Annotated in this window: 10 protein-coding genes; 7 read left to right on the top strand and 3 right to left on the bottom strand. The window is 41.7% G+C overall.

Annotation, left to right across the window (positions count from 1 at the left end; all coding sequences use genetic code 11):
• Positions 1-47: 47 nt before the first annotated feature.
• Positions 48-2,468 carry an outer membrane beta-barrel protein gene (locus tag AB9K32_RS13995; RefSeq protein ID WP_369885527.1) on the bottom strand — a complete coding sequence of 807 codons (2,421 nt, stop codon included), beginning with the start codon at positions 2,466-2,468 and terminating at the stop codon, positions 48-50.
• A 151-nt stretch (positions 2,469-2,619) separates the two neighbouring features.
• Here AB9K32_RS13995 and lepA point away from each other — a divergent pair, with 151 nt between their 5' ends.
• Positions 2,620-4,416, top strand: a complete 1,797-nt coding sequence (lepA, locus tag AB9K32_RS13990; RefSeq protein WP_338197463.1) for a translation elongation factor 4 — start codon at positions 2,620-2,622, stop codon at positions 4,414-4,416.
• Positions 4,417-4,423: 7 nt separating this feature from the next.
• Here lepA and AB9K32_RS13985 read toward each other — a convergent pair whose 3' ends face one another.
• On the bottom strand, positions 4,424-4,660 hold the full coding sequence (locus AB9K32_RS13985) for a hypothetical protein (protein WP_224836000.1): 237 nt from the start codon (positions 4,658-4,660) through the stop codon (positions 4,424-4,426).
• Positions 4,661-4,780: 120 nt separating this feature from the next.
• Positions 4,781-6,628, bottom strand: a complete 1,848-nt coding sequence (locus AB9K32_RS13980) for a sodium:proton antiporter (protein WP_224835998.1) — start codon at positions 6,626-6,628, stop codon at positions 4,781-4,783.
• Between the two features lie 221 nt (positions 6,629-6,849).
• On the opposite strand from AB9K32_RS13980, the gene AB9K32_RS13975 reads away from it, so the two are divergent.
• The 6 genes from AB9K32_RS13975 to AB9K32_RS13950 all read left to right on the top strand — a co-directional run bounded on the left by AB9K32_RS13975 (position 6,850) and on the right by AB9K32_RS13950 (position 14,491).
• Positions 6,850-7,716 carry an MBL fold metallo-hydrolase gene (locus tag AB9K32_RS13975; RefSeq protein ID WP_369885526.1) on the top strand — a complete coding sequence of 289 codons (867 nt, stop codon included), beginning with the start codon at positions 6,850-6,852 and terminating at the stop codon, positions 7,714-7,716.
• Positions 7,717-7,744: 28 nt separating this feature from the next.
• Entirely contained in the window at positions 7,745-9,394 is a 1,650-nt protein-coding gene (locus AB9K32_RS13970) for a S8 family peptidase (RefSeq protein ID WP_369885525.1), read from the top strand.
• Positions 9,395-9,397: 3 nt separating this feature from the next.
• Complete coding sequence (locus AB9K32_RS13965; RefSeq protein ID WP_369885524.1) at positions 9,398-11,251, top strand: M1 family metallopeptidase; 1,854 nt, start codon at positions 9,398-9,400, stop codon at positions 11,249-11,251.
• A gap of 176 nt (positions 11,252-11,427) precedes the next feature.
• A complete protein-coding gene (gene rnpA / locus AB9K32_RS13960) occupies positions 11,428-11,814 on the top strand; it encodes a ribonuclease P protein component (RefSeq protein WP_224835994.1) in 387 nt (128 codons plus the stop codon).
• On the top strand, positions 11,798-13,423 hold the full coding sequence (locus AB9K32_RS13955) for a S41 family peptidase (RefSeq protein WP_369885523.1): 1,626 nt from the start codon (positions 11,798-11,800) through the stop codon (positions 13,421-13,423). The genes rnpA and AB9K32_RS13955 overlap by 17 nt, the downstream gene beginning before the upstream one ends.
• 111 nt (positions 13,424-13,534) lie before the next feature.
• Entirely contained in the window at positions 13,535-14,491 is a 957-nt protein-coding gene (locus AB9K32_RS13950) for a hypothetical protein (RefSeq protein ID WP_338197480.1), read from the top strand.
• Positions 14,492-14,532 lie beyond the last annotated feature (41 nt).

The following is a 14,532-nucleotide window of genomic DNA, read 5'->3' as shown; positions in this document are numbered from 1 at the left end:
ACTGTTTTTTGGACTGCAAAAGTACAAAATAGCTTAAAACCAAAAAGCTAGTTCGGTGATTGCAGTCGATCGCGCTCTTTTTTATCGATGCCGCGTTCGTTATCCTCCAACCTAAAGTTTCCGAAATTATAGGTAAATCCAAAGCGGATAAATTGAGTCTCAGGCCGTCTTCGGTAAAAGTTGTCCTGATTCAAATACTTAGAGCGGTAAGTGGGAACATATTGTTCCAAAATATCCTCAGCGGCAAGCGATACTGTAACTTTATTATCAAAGAGGGTCTTTCTTAAGCCTATGGTAAGATTGAATTGTTCATCCGACACATATGATCCAAAAAGAAACTTGGAAACATAGGTGCCCGCTATCTCTCCCGTAAAGGTACCATCTTTGGAAAGGGTTAAATAATTCCCCAAATAGGCATAAACGCCATTAACTTCGTTTGTGTACGGAACATTGCCACTTTCTTCGGCCAAAAAGGTCTCTTCTTCGTGAAAAAGGGACGTATAAGCATACATAAACCAAGCTGGGGCAATGGATTTGCTCAAGGTAAAGTCCAGCCCGTAGGACTTACTGTCCAAAACATTCTGTTTGAATTCTACCAAGGTTTGGTTTTGGTTATCCTGAAACACCAAATAGGCAATATTACTGCCATTGTCACGATAGTACACGTCGAAGAAAAACTCACTGTTCAGGGTGTAATTAAAATTGAAGTTGTTGCTGAAGCTCGGTCTCAAGCTTGGATTTCCTTCTTCAAAATCATTCTCGTTGTAAAAAAATCGAAAAGGGTTCAGATCGTTGTACTTGGGCCGGTTTATATTTCTTCCATAATCAAACGCAAAGCTATGTTTGTCGGATGGCGAATACAGCAAATAAACCGATGGGAAGGGTTCAAAAAAGTCTTGGGTGTTGGTCTCGCCCAAGGTGATCGAATTCCCTTTGGCCTTGGTAAGCTCTCCACGAACACCAAGTTTCATGGACCATTTCTCCCAGTTTTTTACTAAGCTCATATAAGCCGCGTAAACATCTTCATCATAAATATATCTGTCGGATTGGGATGCGTCCACGGTGTTGCTCGATCCATTGAAATTGAAAAAGTCCATAGTGTTCTCCGAAGTAATCGAAGATAGCTTGGCCCCGGATTCAAAAGACATACTGCCAATAGGTGTAGAATAGTCCAGTTGTCCGGTAAAAATCTTTATCTCTTGATCGGAATCGGTATCAAATCCAAAATCCCTTAAAAAGGAACCGTTGGCATCAAAATAACTGGTGGACAGTCGTTGAAACATTTCTCCATTGAAGTACGTATAATGTCCGTTTGCTCTAATCTGCGCGCCCTCCTTCTTTAATTTATGCACATAGGTAAGATCAAAGGCCAAGTTGGTATTGTCCAAATTAGAGCCGTTTCTCGTGGCAAAGGTGGAATCTAATTGTGCCTGTGCATTTCCCATATCGGTGTTTAGAACAGTTTCCTGCTCTTGATCTAGGTTAAACAGTAAATTGGAGGTTACATTCAGGCTGTTTTGAGCATCGAAAGTATAATCCAGGATAAAACTCGCATTTTGCGATTGCGATCTATTGGTTTGATCATAGTCAGTATCCCAAACAGAGAAAACGGCATCACTACTATCTATAAAATTGATGCCCTTGTTCGTTTTGTTGATTTCCTTTTGGGGGTTGATGGTGTAATTGGCAAACAAATTAAGCTTGTCCGTTTTGTAATAATGGCTTGTACCCATGCTAAACTTGGGAAAAACGGCCTGAGTGAAGGTTCCGTTTACACTGCCCTTATATCCCGGCACAATATTTTTACTCGTTACAATGTTCAAAATAGGGCCGCCCTCGGCATCGTAACTTGCCGGAGGGTTGGCAATAACCTCTACCGATTTAATATTTGTTCCCGACAAGCCTTGTAGCAAATCTTGTACCTCCTGTCCGGATAACTGAACCTTCCTGTCGTTCAAGTAAACTGTTGCGTTCTGGCCACGAATCAACAATTGATCTTGATTTACGATAACTCCGGGCGTATTTTTTAGAATATCCCAAGATGTGCCCTGGGAGACCACTGTGTTTTCCACCGAAAAGACAAGTCTGTCCGGCAATCGTTGTAGCTTTGGCCTTTGAGCGGTGACCACCACTTCGTCCAGTTCGTTGTCCGATAAGGGAATGATCAATGCCCCTAGGGAAACATCGGTGGTAATATCCAAAGCCCTGGGTTCCGAGCCCCTCCCTACATAGCTTGCCTGTAAAAGATAAAGATCGGGTGCAACCTCAACAAGTTCAAAAAAACCTTCGTCGTTGGCAGAAGTCCCTTGAACAAAAGTGGAGTCGATCGCTCGAAGCAATAAAATATTGGCATATGGAACAATCTGGTTTTGCTCGTCCACAACCTTGCCCGTAACCTTATAGGTTTGTCCGTAAGTACAGCATATAGCAAAGAGTACCCATAAAATGGCAATGGTCAGGTTCTTCATTCGAGGTTTGGGTTGAACCTCAAATCTAAGAAATTATTTTTGAGGAATATAGGAGTCGATTTTTCTTATTTGTAAAAATGCATTTACAGGTATATAAAACAACTATATTTGCAGTTGATTATATCCCATTTTTGGGTATGTTATAGTTGATATGGAGAAGATCAGGAATTTTTGCATCATTGCGCACATAGACCATGGTAAAAGTACCTTGGCAGACCGTTTGTTGGACTTTACCGGTTCGGTCACTGAACGCGAAAAACAGGACCAGTTATTGGACAATATGGATTTGGAACGCGAACGGGGCATTACCATAAAGAGCCACGCTATCCAAATGGACTACGTCCACAACGGAGAAAAATATGTGCTTAACCTGATCGATACTCCCGGGCACGTGGATTTCTCCTACGAAGTATCCCGATCCATTGCCGCATGTGAGGGTGCACTTTTAGTGGTAGATGCCGCGCAGAGCATTCAGGCACAGACCATTTCCAACCTCTATCTTGCGCTGGAAAATGATCTGGAAATAATTCCCGTACTCAACAAAGTTGATTTACCAAGCGCCAACCCTGAAGAGGTTACCGATGATATTGTGGATCTTTTAGGGTGCTCCCCAGAAGATGTAATTCCTGCAAGTGCAAAAACAGGCCTCGGTATCCAAGACATATTAACAGCGATAATAGAACGTGTTCCTGCCCCAAAAGGCAATCCCAATGAGTCGCTTCAAGCTCTTGTTTTTGATTCTGTTTATAACCCGTTCAGAGGGGTCGAAACTTATTTTAGGGTCGTAAACGGAGAAATTACCAAAGGACAGAAAATTAAATTTGTCGCCACCGGAAAGTCTTATGAGGCCGATGAAATCGGAACCTTAAAATTGACCCAGGTGCCAAAAAAGAAAATTTCCACAGGAGATGTGGGCTATTTGATCACCGGCATCAAAGATGCCCGAGAAGTTAAAGTGGGTGATACCATTACGGATTCTGCACATCCCACCAAAAACCCGATTGGAGGGTTTGAGGATGTAAAACCTATGGTTTTTGCCGGAATTTACCCTGTTGACACCGAAGATTTTGAAGATTTGCGTTCTTCCATGGAAAAACTGCAGTTGAACGACGCCTCTTTGGTATTTACCCCGGAGAGCAGTGCCGCATTGGGCTTTGGTTTCCGATGTGGGTTCCTGGGCATGTTGCACATGGAAATTATACAGGAACGTTTGGAACGTGAGTTCGATATGACGGTAATAACCACGGTGCCCAACGTGAGCTACCATGCATACACCACCAAAGGTGATGAAAAACCAATTATCGTAAACAACCCTTCCGACCTGCCCGACCCTTCGACCATAGATCGGGTAGAAGAACCGTACATTAAAGCGACCATTATCACAAAAGCTGATTTTGTGGGCAACGTAATGTCGCTCTGTATCGAGAAACGCGGGCAAATCGTTAACCAAACCTATTTGACCACCGAACGTGTAGAGTTGATTTTTGATATGCCCTTGGCAGAAATCGTATTTGATTTTTACGATCGTTTAAAAACTGTATCCAAAGGCTATGCCTCTTTTGATTATTCCCCGATCGGAATGCGTCAATCAAAACTGGTAAGGGTAGATATTTTGTTGAACGCCCAACCCGTAGATGCGCTTTCCGCTTTGGTTCACTTTGACAACGCCTACCATATTGGTAAAAAGATGTGCGAAAAACTGAAAGAGTTGATTCCAAGACAGCAATTCGACATCCCGATACAGGCGGCCATTGGTTCCAAGATCATTTCCAGAGAGACCATAAAAGCATTGCGTAAAGACGTTACCGCAAAATGTTACGGTGGGGACATTTCGCGTAAACGTAAGCTATTGGAAAAGCAGAAAAAAGGTAAAAAGCGAATGCGCCAAGTAGGTAATGTGGAAATCCCACAACAAGCTTTTATGGCCGTTCTAAAGTTGAATGATTGACAGGAGTCTAATCTGAGCTTCCTGCAATACAAACGAGTTCCACATATTCCTTTGGTGTCAATTTCAATGATTCCAGCACTTCTTCCTTTACTATTTCTTCTTCCCCATCATAGGAAAAAGTATAGGTTCCATCACCATTATCACAGATTTTAGCCTTTTCGCAAGATTCACAATCATTTTCATCGTCCTTAGAACAGGAAATCACAAAAACAGCAACCATTGCTGCCAGTACAAGTTTTTTCATTTTTAAATGAGTTTTTGATTATCAAAACACCAAAATACTTGTACTGGAACTTATAATCGGGCCTCAATTGATGGGTGCCCTATTTGAGTTGATGTGTGGGGGAAATTCTTAGGTTTTCAGCTATTCTTCCGCCCCATTATCCACATCGGCTTCCAATATTTTACCAAGGTAAACCAATTTATAGCCTTCTCCTTTAGGGGAGAAATCCTTACTGTTGGCAGGTATTATATCAATACTACCACTAGGTGATTTGGTGAACAATGGAACTATATCCCTCATCTTTTTGGTGATGTCGATCAAGCTATCGTAATGTTCCTTGTTCTTAAGGTCAATTTCATGGATGGTAGGATGTTTCCGAACGGTATCCATCAATTGAATAAAATCATCGGTGTGGGAAAACAGTCCTTCTTTTGGGTTGTTCTCCGGATCGTTGACTTCCTCTGTGTTCACCAAACGGAAAGCGCCGTTTTCCCCAAACTGTTTTTGAAACTTATTAATCGCAAATTTATTAATGTCCGAGTTGCCGGTCAAAGCCATGAGATAGCCCATGTCGTTCAACTCGATATTGTCGGTTAGCGAATCAGAAAAAATGTTGGCCGTAATCGCTTCCATACCAAGCTTTTTGGCTTTTTCCACATTGTTCTGGTTGTTATCGATCAGAACAACATGCCTATTGTTCTTTCTAAGGTAATTCCCTATTAGCCTGGAGAGCTTGGATGCGCCGATAATCAGAATGCCTTCAGATTTTTTCAGGAAGACGCCCACAAGTTTTGCAAAAAACCTTGCGGTGGTAGCGTTCAACAAAACGGTGCCCAAAACAATCATAAACACCAATGGGGTAATGTATTCTGCCCCGGGCTCTCCCCTTTGCATCAGTTTAGAACCAAAAAGAGAGGCAATACCAGCAGCAACGATACCTCTTGGCCCCACCCAGCCGATAAATAGCTTCTCGTTAAATTTTAAATTGGATCCCTGCGAACTTAAAAATACACCCAACGGCCGTATTATAAATACAATTACGGCAAATAGAGCTACCGTGTTCCAGGTATAGATCAGTTCCAAATCGCTCATATTGATGTTGGCCGCCAACAAAATAAATAAGATCGAGATCAGCAGAACACTAAGAGATTCCTTAAAATAGAGCAGTTCCTTTAAATTGGGGAGGTTCATGTTCCCCATAACCATTCCCATTACCACAACGGCCAATAGTCCCGACTCGTGTGCAAACAGGTCGGACTCTACGTAAACCAACAATACTGTTGATAAAGAAACCACGTTCAACAAATAATGGGGTATAAAATTTCTTTTTATGGCAAAGGCAAGTGCATGGGCAAACGTAAATCCGAATGTGGTTCCGAACAAAATAATCTTGCCGAACTCGATCAAAGCCGTTTGGGTAAATGCCTGTCCTTCCCCAACACTTATAAACTCAAAAACCAATACAGCAACGAGCGCGCCTATAGGATCTATCAAAATTCCTTCCCATTTTAGAACGGCCGACACATCTTTTTTAAGGGGGATGTTCCGTAGAATTGGTGTGATCACAGTTGGTCCCGTAACAATGATCAAACCGGAGAACAAAAAGGAAATTTGCCACGATAACCCGAAAATATAATGTGCGGCCACACCAGCTCCAAAGAAAGTCACAATGGTTCCAATGGTTATCAATTTTGTGATTACCGGACCAACATTTGATATTTCTGCCCTTTTAAGTGTAAGTCCTCCCTCGAATAGGATTACACTAATGGCCAAGGAAACAAAATAGTAGAGTCCCTCCCCCGGGAATAGGCCTTTATTGCCGTTCCAAATAGGTTCTATAAGTTTAGATCCGTCTTCAGTGTACAGGGTGGCAATGGGGCCAACCAACAAACCTATTAAAATAAGGGGTAGAATCGCAGGCAGTTTAAAGCGCCAAGCTACCCATTGTGCAATAATGCCAAGAATTATAATTCCCGCAAGTTCGACCATGGTGCAAGTTTTGCGGAAATTTAATGTTTTTCTTTTAGATTATCGTTCCGCTCTAATCGCCACAATCGAAATCGGGTCAAATGCCGATGTCGATTTGAGCAGATTCAAGGAGCGAATGTATTACCATGAACCCTTTTTTGTTAAAATACGGCTAATAAATCTTTATTTTTTCGGCAATTGGGTGGGGCTTTTCTTATTTTGCAGACCATTTTATTTTCTACATGACAATTTATCCCATAGAAACAGGAAATTTTAAATTGGACGGCGGTGCTATGTTCGGTGTAGTGCCCAAATCCATATGGAATAAAACAAATCCTGCCGATGCCAATAACATGATCGACCTTGCAGCTCGCTGTCTTTTGATTGAAGACGGTGAACGTCTTATTTTGATCGACAATGGCCTGGGCAACAAGCAGTCAGAAAAGTTTTTTGGTTACTATTATCTCTGGGGCGATCATTCCTTGGACAAATCCTTAAAAAATGCCGGATTTCATCGTGATGATGTAACCGATGTTTTCTTGACCCACCTACATTTTGACCATTGTGGTGGAAGCATTCAATGGAACAAGGATCGAACAGGATACGAGCCAGCTTTTAAAAATGCACGCTTTTGGACCAATAAAGACCACTGGGAGTGGGCCACAAAACCCAATGCAAGGGAAAAGGCCTCCTTTTTAAAAGAAAATCTTTTGCCTATGCAGGAAAGTGGTCAACTCCATTTTATTGATCGAAAAGAAAGTTCCTTTTTGCAAGAATCCGAGCTTGGATTTGGAATCCATTTTGTAGATGGGCATACGGACAAACAAATGCTGCCACATTTAAATTATAAAGGAAAGACCATGGTTTTTGCGGCTGACTTGATTCCTACGGTGGGACATATACCCCTACCCTATGTAATGGGCTACGATACACGGCCACTGTTAACGCTACAGGAAAAGGCTTCATTTTTGGAAAAAGCTTTAGACAATGATTGGCTATTACTGTTCGAACACGATGCCCATAACCAGATCTGTTCCCTGAAAAGGACCGAAAAGGGAGCCCGTTTGGACCAGCTTTTCTCTTACAACGAATTGTTCAACACACAATAAATCCTCACTTACATAATAAAATAATTCTATGAAATATACATATCGCAAACTATCGTTCTTTGCCTTGGGCGCATCTCTTTTTCTTATGGGATGTGGTTCCACCACATTGGTATCGACCCCTGTTGAAAATATCGATGCCGTACCTTTAAAAGTTTCCGAACTTACAGATGCGGAGAAAAAAAATTGGGGTCACTTGGACCTTATCGCGGATACCATTCCCGGAATGAGTGTGGACAAGGCCTACAGAGAAATCATTAAAAACAGAAAGGGAAAAACAGTTGTAGTTGCCGTTCTCGATTCTGGAATGGACCTAGATCACGAAGACCTTAAGCCCGTGCTTTGGACGAACAAGGGCGAAATTCCCAATAATGGTAAAGATGATGACGGTAACGGATACGTGGACGATGTGCACGGCTATAACTTTTTGGGCAAGTCGTACAACGAACAACTGGAATATGTTAGAATGCTCCGTTTAAACATAGGCGATGCCTCCGATAGGGCTGCCGCAAGGTTAAAATTGGATAAAGAATATCCCGAAGCATTGCAGAACAAGCAACAGTACGAGCAAATTTTCCAAGTGGTAAAAGGAGCCGATGAAGTTGTAAAAAAGGAATTGGGCAAGGACTCCTACACCAAAGAAGATTTACTATCGATTGAGGCAAAGACCCCTCAAATGGAACAAACCATTGCTGTTTTAACACAAATGTTCACCTACGGCGACAGTATTGAAAAAGTATTGTCTGAACTGGAGGAAGGTATTACCTACTTTACGGAACAAGTAAACTACAACCTCAACAAAGATTTTAATGGCCGAATTCCCGTAGGGGACGACCCATACGACATCACAGATATTGTATACGGAAATGGCAACCCAAATAATATGGTGGAAACCGAGAGCCATGGAACGCATGTGGCGGGAATTATAGCCGCCCAAAGGAACAATGGTATCGGAATAAACGGTGTTGCAAAGAATGTCGAAATTATGAGTATCAGAGCCGTTCCCAACGGGGATGAGTATGATAAAGATATTGCATTGGGCATACGATATGCCGTGGACAATGGAGCGTCCATTATCAACTGTAGTTTCGGAAAATCTTTCTCGCCAAAGGCCGAGTGGGTCTACGACGCCATAAAATACGCAGAGTCCAAAGATGTTTTGATCGTACATGCCGCCGGCAACGATGGCTTGGACCTACAACTGCCAGAAAACAAAAACTTCCCGAACGATCACAAGTTTGAAAATATGGAATATGTGGACAACCTAATTACTGTAGGTGCCCTAACGAGCAGCTATGGGTCGGAAATGGTGGCATCATTTTCCAACTATGGAAGTCAAAACGTGGACATTTTTGCTCCTGGAGCAAAAATTTATTCCACCATGCCCAACAATACTTACGAATTTCAAGGGGGGACCTCAATGGCCGCTCCGGCTGTTGCGGGCATTGCAGCGCTGATCCGTTCTTTTCATCCAGATCTTACCGCGGCACAAGTAAAGAGCATCATCATGCAATCGGGTCTGCAAACAAAAACTTCCGTTATTGTGGCCGGCGATGAGAGCAAAGCCATGTCTTTTGATAAAATTTCCAAGTCCGGCAAAATGGCAAATGCCTATAATGCCTTAATTTTAGCAAATAACATTTCAAACGGTAAAATGACCCTAGAAAGCAATTCCAAATAACATATGAAGCGTTTAAAATCATTCCTTTTTTCAGCCTTTTTAGGAGCTAGTTTCTTCCTAAGTGCACAAAATTCAAGTAGCTGGCAACAGCATGTGGACTACACCATGGATGTGCAAATGGACGTAAAGACCTATCGATACACTGGCACCCAGAAATTGGTCTACACCAACAACTCACCAGATGAATTGAGTCGCGTTTACTATCACTTGTTTTTCAATGCCTTTCAACCGGGCAGTGAAATGGACATTAGGCTCCAAAACATTAAAGATCCGGACAAAAGAATGATGGAGGGCGACAAAAGCAGAATTGCTTCGCTATCTGAAGACGAAATAGGGTATTTGCACGCCAAAACATTAACCCAAGATGGGCAGCCCGTTCGTTTTACCGAAGAGGGGACCATTCTTGTAGTGGATTTGGCCAAACCGATTCCTTCTGGGGGCAAAACTACGTTAGAAATGACTTTTGATGGCCAAGTGCCGTTACAAATCAGACGTTCTGGAAGAAACAGCAAGGAAGGTGTTGCCCTTTCCATGAGCCAATGGTACCCAAAACTTTCTGAATACGATTTTGAAGGATGGCACGCAAACCCGTATATAGCTCGCGAGTTCCACGGTGTATGGGGCGATTATGATGTAAAAATCACATTGGACAAAGAATACACCATCGGGGGCACCGGATATCTCCAAAACCCGAATGAAATAGGGCATGGTTACGAAACCCCGGGCACAAAGGTAAAAACCAAAGGAAAAACGCTGACTTGGCATTTTAAAGCCCCTATGGTACACGATTTTATGTGGGGAGCGGACCCTGATTATATTCACGATGTATACCAGATGGAAAATGGGCCCACGCTCCATTTCTTTTACAAGGACAAGCCCGAACTCCAAGAAAACTGGAAAAACCTTCAGCCCAAAACGGCAGAAGCCATGACTTTTTTCAGTAACAACATAGGAAAATACCCATACGATCAATATTCTGTTGTGCAAGGTGGAGATGGGGGTATGGAATATGCCATGAGTACCTTGATCACCGGTGAACGTGAATTTGGAAGTTTGGTCGGTGTTATGGTCCACGAAATGGCACACTCTTGGTTCCAGCACGTACTGGCCACCAACGAATCCAAACACGAATGGATGGATGAAGGGTTTACATCTTTCATTAGTAGTCTGTGCATGAACCAAATTATGGAACAGAACAAGCAAAATCCATTCGAAGGATCGTACCGAGGGTATTACGCCTTGGTAAACTCTGGTTTGGAAATGCCCCAAGCTACTCACGCCGATCGGTACACCACCAATTTTGCCTATGGCATTTCTGCCTATAGCAAAGGTTCTATTTTCTTGTCCCAGTTAGGTTACATAATCGGTCAGGATAAATTAATGGAGACCATAAAAAAGTATTTCGATGATTTCAAGTTCAAACATCCTGTTCCCAACGATATTAAAAGGACTGCCGAAAAGGTATCTGGAATGGAGCTTGGTTGGTATTTGACCGATTGGACACAAACAACCAACACCATCGACTACGGCATTAAAAGTGTCGAGGCGGATGGCGAAAAAACCAAGATAACCATGGAACGTATTGGCGAAATGCCCATGCCACTGGATATTTTGGTGGTAAACACGGACGGAACACAGGAAACCTTTTATGTTCCAATTCGAATGATGTATGGAGAAAAGGAAAACCCTTATCCCAACCTAAAGCGCACCGTTTTGGAAGATTGGCCTTGGGCATACCCTACCTACGAATTTACTGTGGAAATGCCACTGGAAAAGGTACAGGCCATAATGATCGACCCATCACAGTTAATGGCAGATGTCGATGGAGAAAACAATGTATACCAAGTAGAGGAATAGTCTCAATTTAGTAAACACAAATTTTAAGGGCGGCCAATTGTGTCGCCCTTTCTTGTTCTATATCGGACTTATTTGAGTAATTTGTCTTTAATAATGGAGCTGTCCGAACAATGTTAGAAAAAAACACCCATCCAACCACTACAGGGACCAAAAAGAATTTAAACAAAAGATCTTCAATGGATTTCTCTTTCCCAAAAAAAGAAAAGCTTACCAATAAAAAAGTGTTCGAAACTCTTTTTACAGAGGGGAAGGCCCTGCGTGAATTCCCATTACAACTAATTTACGTTAAGACTGCTCCCAATGGCGAGGTTCCCATAAAGGTTGCCGTGGTCGCCCCTAAAAAAAAGTTTAAGACCGCTGTGCAGCGCAATCGGATAAAACGCTTGTTGCGAGAAGCCTATCGGCTCAACAAGCCCATTATTTTTAACAACATTGAGGGAAACTTTGCGTTCATATTTTTATACCTTGGCAAGAAGACCCCAAACTTTAAAGAGGTAGATCTAGCCATGAAAAAGTTGTTGGAGTCATTTTTAAATAAAGAGTTCCATGAAAAGATTGATTAAAAAGCAGGTGTTTGTTCCCGTTTTGGCTGTGGCAATTTTTGTTGGGGCCAGCAGTTTTAAGAGCGACTTTTTTGAGATTGCAAAGCAGATAGAAATATTCACCACATTGTTCAAAGAACTCAACATGAACTATGTGGACGAGACCAATCCGGCAGAATTGATGGACTCGGCCATAAAAAACATGCTGGGCGAACTTGATCCCTACACCCAATTTTTGAATGAGCAGGATGTTGAATCCTACAAAATCAATAATTCTGGAGAATATTCCGGCATAGGTGCGCTCGTGCGCTCGTACGAAAGTAAATTGGTGGTTGTGGAACCTTATGAAGGATATGCGGCCGACAAAGCCGGTTTAAAGGCCGGTGACGAAATTATTAAAATAGGTGAAACATTGGTTGCCGATTTCGACGACAATGCGGGAGAACTATTAAAAGGAGCGAACAATTCCACGGTAGAGGTAACATTTGTAAGACAGGGAGAAACCAAAACCACTTCCATTACCCGGGAAGGTGTTGAGGTCGATGCCGTTCCTTTTTATGATATGATCGATGAAAAAACCGGTTATATTGTACTTGCCCGTTTTAATAGAAAGGCATCCAAACAGACGCAATTGGCCCTGCAGGACCTTAAAGGTCGAGGTGCCGAGCGTTTGGTATTGGATTTAAGGGGAAATCCGGGGGGATTGCTCTCCGAAGCCATAAACGTTACGAACTTGTTTGTGCCCAAAGGAGAATTGATCGTTACCACAAAATCGAAAGTAAAAAAGTTCAACCAAGAATATAGGACCAAGAACAAGCCGGAAGATGTAGATATTCCTTTGATTGTTCTTATAAACGGAAAAAGTGCCTCCGCCAGTGAAATAGTCTCGGGCGGCTTGCAGGATTTGGACCGTGCCGTAATCTTGGGGGCCAGAAGCTTTGGCAAAGGATTGGTTCAACGCCCGCTCAAACTCACCTATGGAACACAGTTAAAGGTTACCATATCCAGGTATTATACCCCTTCCGGAAGATGTATCCAGTCTTTGGATTATTGGAACCGGGATGCTGAAGGAAATGCAGTTCGAAACACCAAGTTTAATGAGTTCACCACAAAAAACGGCCGAAAAGTTTGGGATGGTGGCGGTGTTATGCCCGATGTAACCATTGAATCGTTAAAAACCAATTCCCTTATCGATGCTCTGGAGGCGAACAATATTATTTTTGATTTTGCAACGAACTATTTCTACGAACATAATTTCGATGATGTTAGCGATTTCTCATTTTCGGAAAGTGATTATATGGCTTTCAAATCCTATGTAAAAGAACAGAACTTTACTTTTCAGACAAAAACGGAAAAGCTTTTAGAAGAGTCTATCAACGCCGACGATTCGCTTTTAGGGCAAGATGTACAGGAAAAATACAAAGACCTCTTATTGGCCGTAAACCGGGGCAAGATCACCGCGTTGGACAGCTATAAAAAAGAAATTCAGAAAAACCTGGAAGACGAGATCATCACCCGATACTTTTATCGCAACGGTCTCTATAAATATTATTTAAACCACGACGATGCCATTTTAACTGCCAAAGAACTATTGGCCAACAATAGTAAATACAATGGTATTTTACAATAAGATTTGGTAGCCAACAACCCATATTGGGTATCTGTCAACTCATAAGGGTCAACCGTCAATTGTTTGGGTCAGGGTAGGTTTTTAGATACTACCTTAAGCCAAAAACTGTAAATGACCTACACAATACTTACCCTGGCCTTGGTTGGCATAATCTTGCTTTTTTGGCTTTATCATTTAATGAAATATTGTTTCTGTAGGTATTTCTGTATTTACAGAAATCAAAAGAACGGTTCTATTGTAAAAAGGCAAGCTACCATCTTATCTGTTACAACCCTTAAATTGGGCAAAAAACCATTGTTGGAGCTCCTGTTGTTATTTAACAATCTTTCTGGATATCCCATACATAGAAAAATAAGAGTGTGGGACAGTAAGCCCTACCTAAATCGCTTTGAGGTGGACAAGACCATTCCTATTGGTATTAATCTGGCGAAAAAACCGAAAGACCCTGTTTTTTTATCATTGAACGAAAGTCGTATATCGTTCACTTTTGTGCTTATTTGTAGTATAAAACTCATTGTTTATGTTACAGGTTGTTATCTTTTGATGAGCGAAGCCATTAACAAGGTTTTTATCTCACCAAACCAATATGAACGTTTGTTCGCCAATTCAGATATTTGGTATTCTGGAGTTTTCGTGTTGGTAATAATTGTTATTGCATATCAATTATTGCGCACAACAGGTCTATTGTCCAATAAAAGTGCGGAAACATCAAAATGGGACCTAATCTATTATGGGCAAACCGTCTCGGCGGAAATAACTTCTTTTAAAGATACTGGAACATTGGTAAACCATAATCCTTTAGTGGAGTTTTTCTACTCTTTTAAAGATGGTTCTGGAAACATCATTAAAGGATCCGATAGAAAAATAGTTGGGAAATTGGAAGTTGGCGCACTATACGGTATGCAAACTATAGATGTAATGTATTTGCCAAAAAATCCTTCTTTATCCAAATTGGCGGAAAACTTAGAGGCCAAGGGCATATCAAAATACTTGTCCTTTATTCTTTTATTGACTATGTTCATTTTCTCGGCCAATGTAATTTATTGGTTTTATAAAATTGTAATTTAACTTCCCTATTCGTGGTATTGGTTATATTACATATTAAAATA

This window comes from Allomuricauda sp. XS_ASV26, assembly GCF_041224615.1.
Classification (GTDB): domain Bacteria; phylum Bacteroidota; class Bacteroidia; order Flavobacteriales; family Flavobacteriaceae; genus Flagellimonas; species Flagellimonas alginolytica.
The sequence above is the reverse complement of the archived record's forward strand: the minus strand, read 5'-3'. Positions and strand labels throughout refer to the sequence as shown.

What these genes read in the sequence shown, in the direction of transcription:
- AB9K32_RS13985 (WP_224836000.1), bottom strand. Translation starts at nt 4,660, where the DNA reads ATGAAAAAACTTGTACTGGCAGCAATGGTTGCTGTTTTTGTGATTTCC.
- AB9K32_RS13980 (WP_224835998.1), bottom strand. Translation starts at nt 6,628, where the DNA reads ATGGTCGAACTTGCGGGAATTATAATTCTTGGCATTATTGCACAATGG.
- lepA (WP_338197463.1), top strand. Translation starts at nt 2,620, where the DNA reads ATGGAGAAGATCAGGAATTTTTGCATCATTGCGCACATAGACCATGGT.
- rnpA (WP_224835994.1), top strand. Translation starts at nt 11,428, where the DNA reads ATGGATTTCTCTTTCCCAAAAAAAGAAAAGCTTACCAATAAAAAAGTG.
- AB9K32_RS13975 (WP_369885526.1), top strand. Translation starts at nt 6,850, where the DNA reads ATGACAATTTATCCCATAGAAACAGGAAATTTTAAATTGGACGGCGGT.
- AB9K32_RS13970 (WP_369885525.1), top strand. Translation starts at nt 7,745, where the DNA reads ATGAAATATACATATCGCAAACTATCGTTCTTTGCCTTGGGCGCATCT.
- AB9K32_RS13950 (WP_338197480.1), top strand. Translation starts at nt 13,535, where the DNA reads ATGACCTACACAATACTTACCCTGGCCTTGGTTGGCATAATCTTGCTT.
- AB9K32_RS13965 (WP_369885524.1), top strand. Translation starts at nt 9,398, where the DNA reads ATGAAGCGTTTAAAATCATTCCTTTTTTCAGCCTTTTTAGGAGCTAGT.
- AB9K32_RS13995 (WP_369885527.1), bottom strand. Translation starts at nt 2,468, where the DNA reads ATGAAGAACCTGACCATTGCCATTTTATGGGTACTCTTTGCTATATGC.
- AB9K32_RS13955 (WP_369885523.1), top strand. Translation starts at nt 11,798, where the DNA reads ATGAAAAGATTGATTAAAAAGCAGGTGTTTGTTCCCGTTTTGGCTGTG.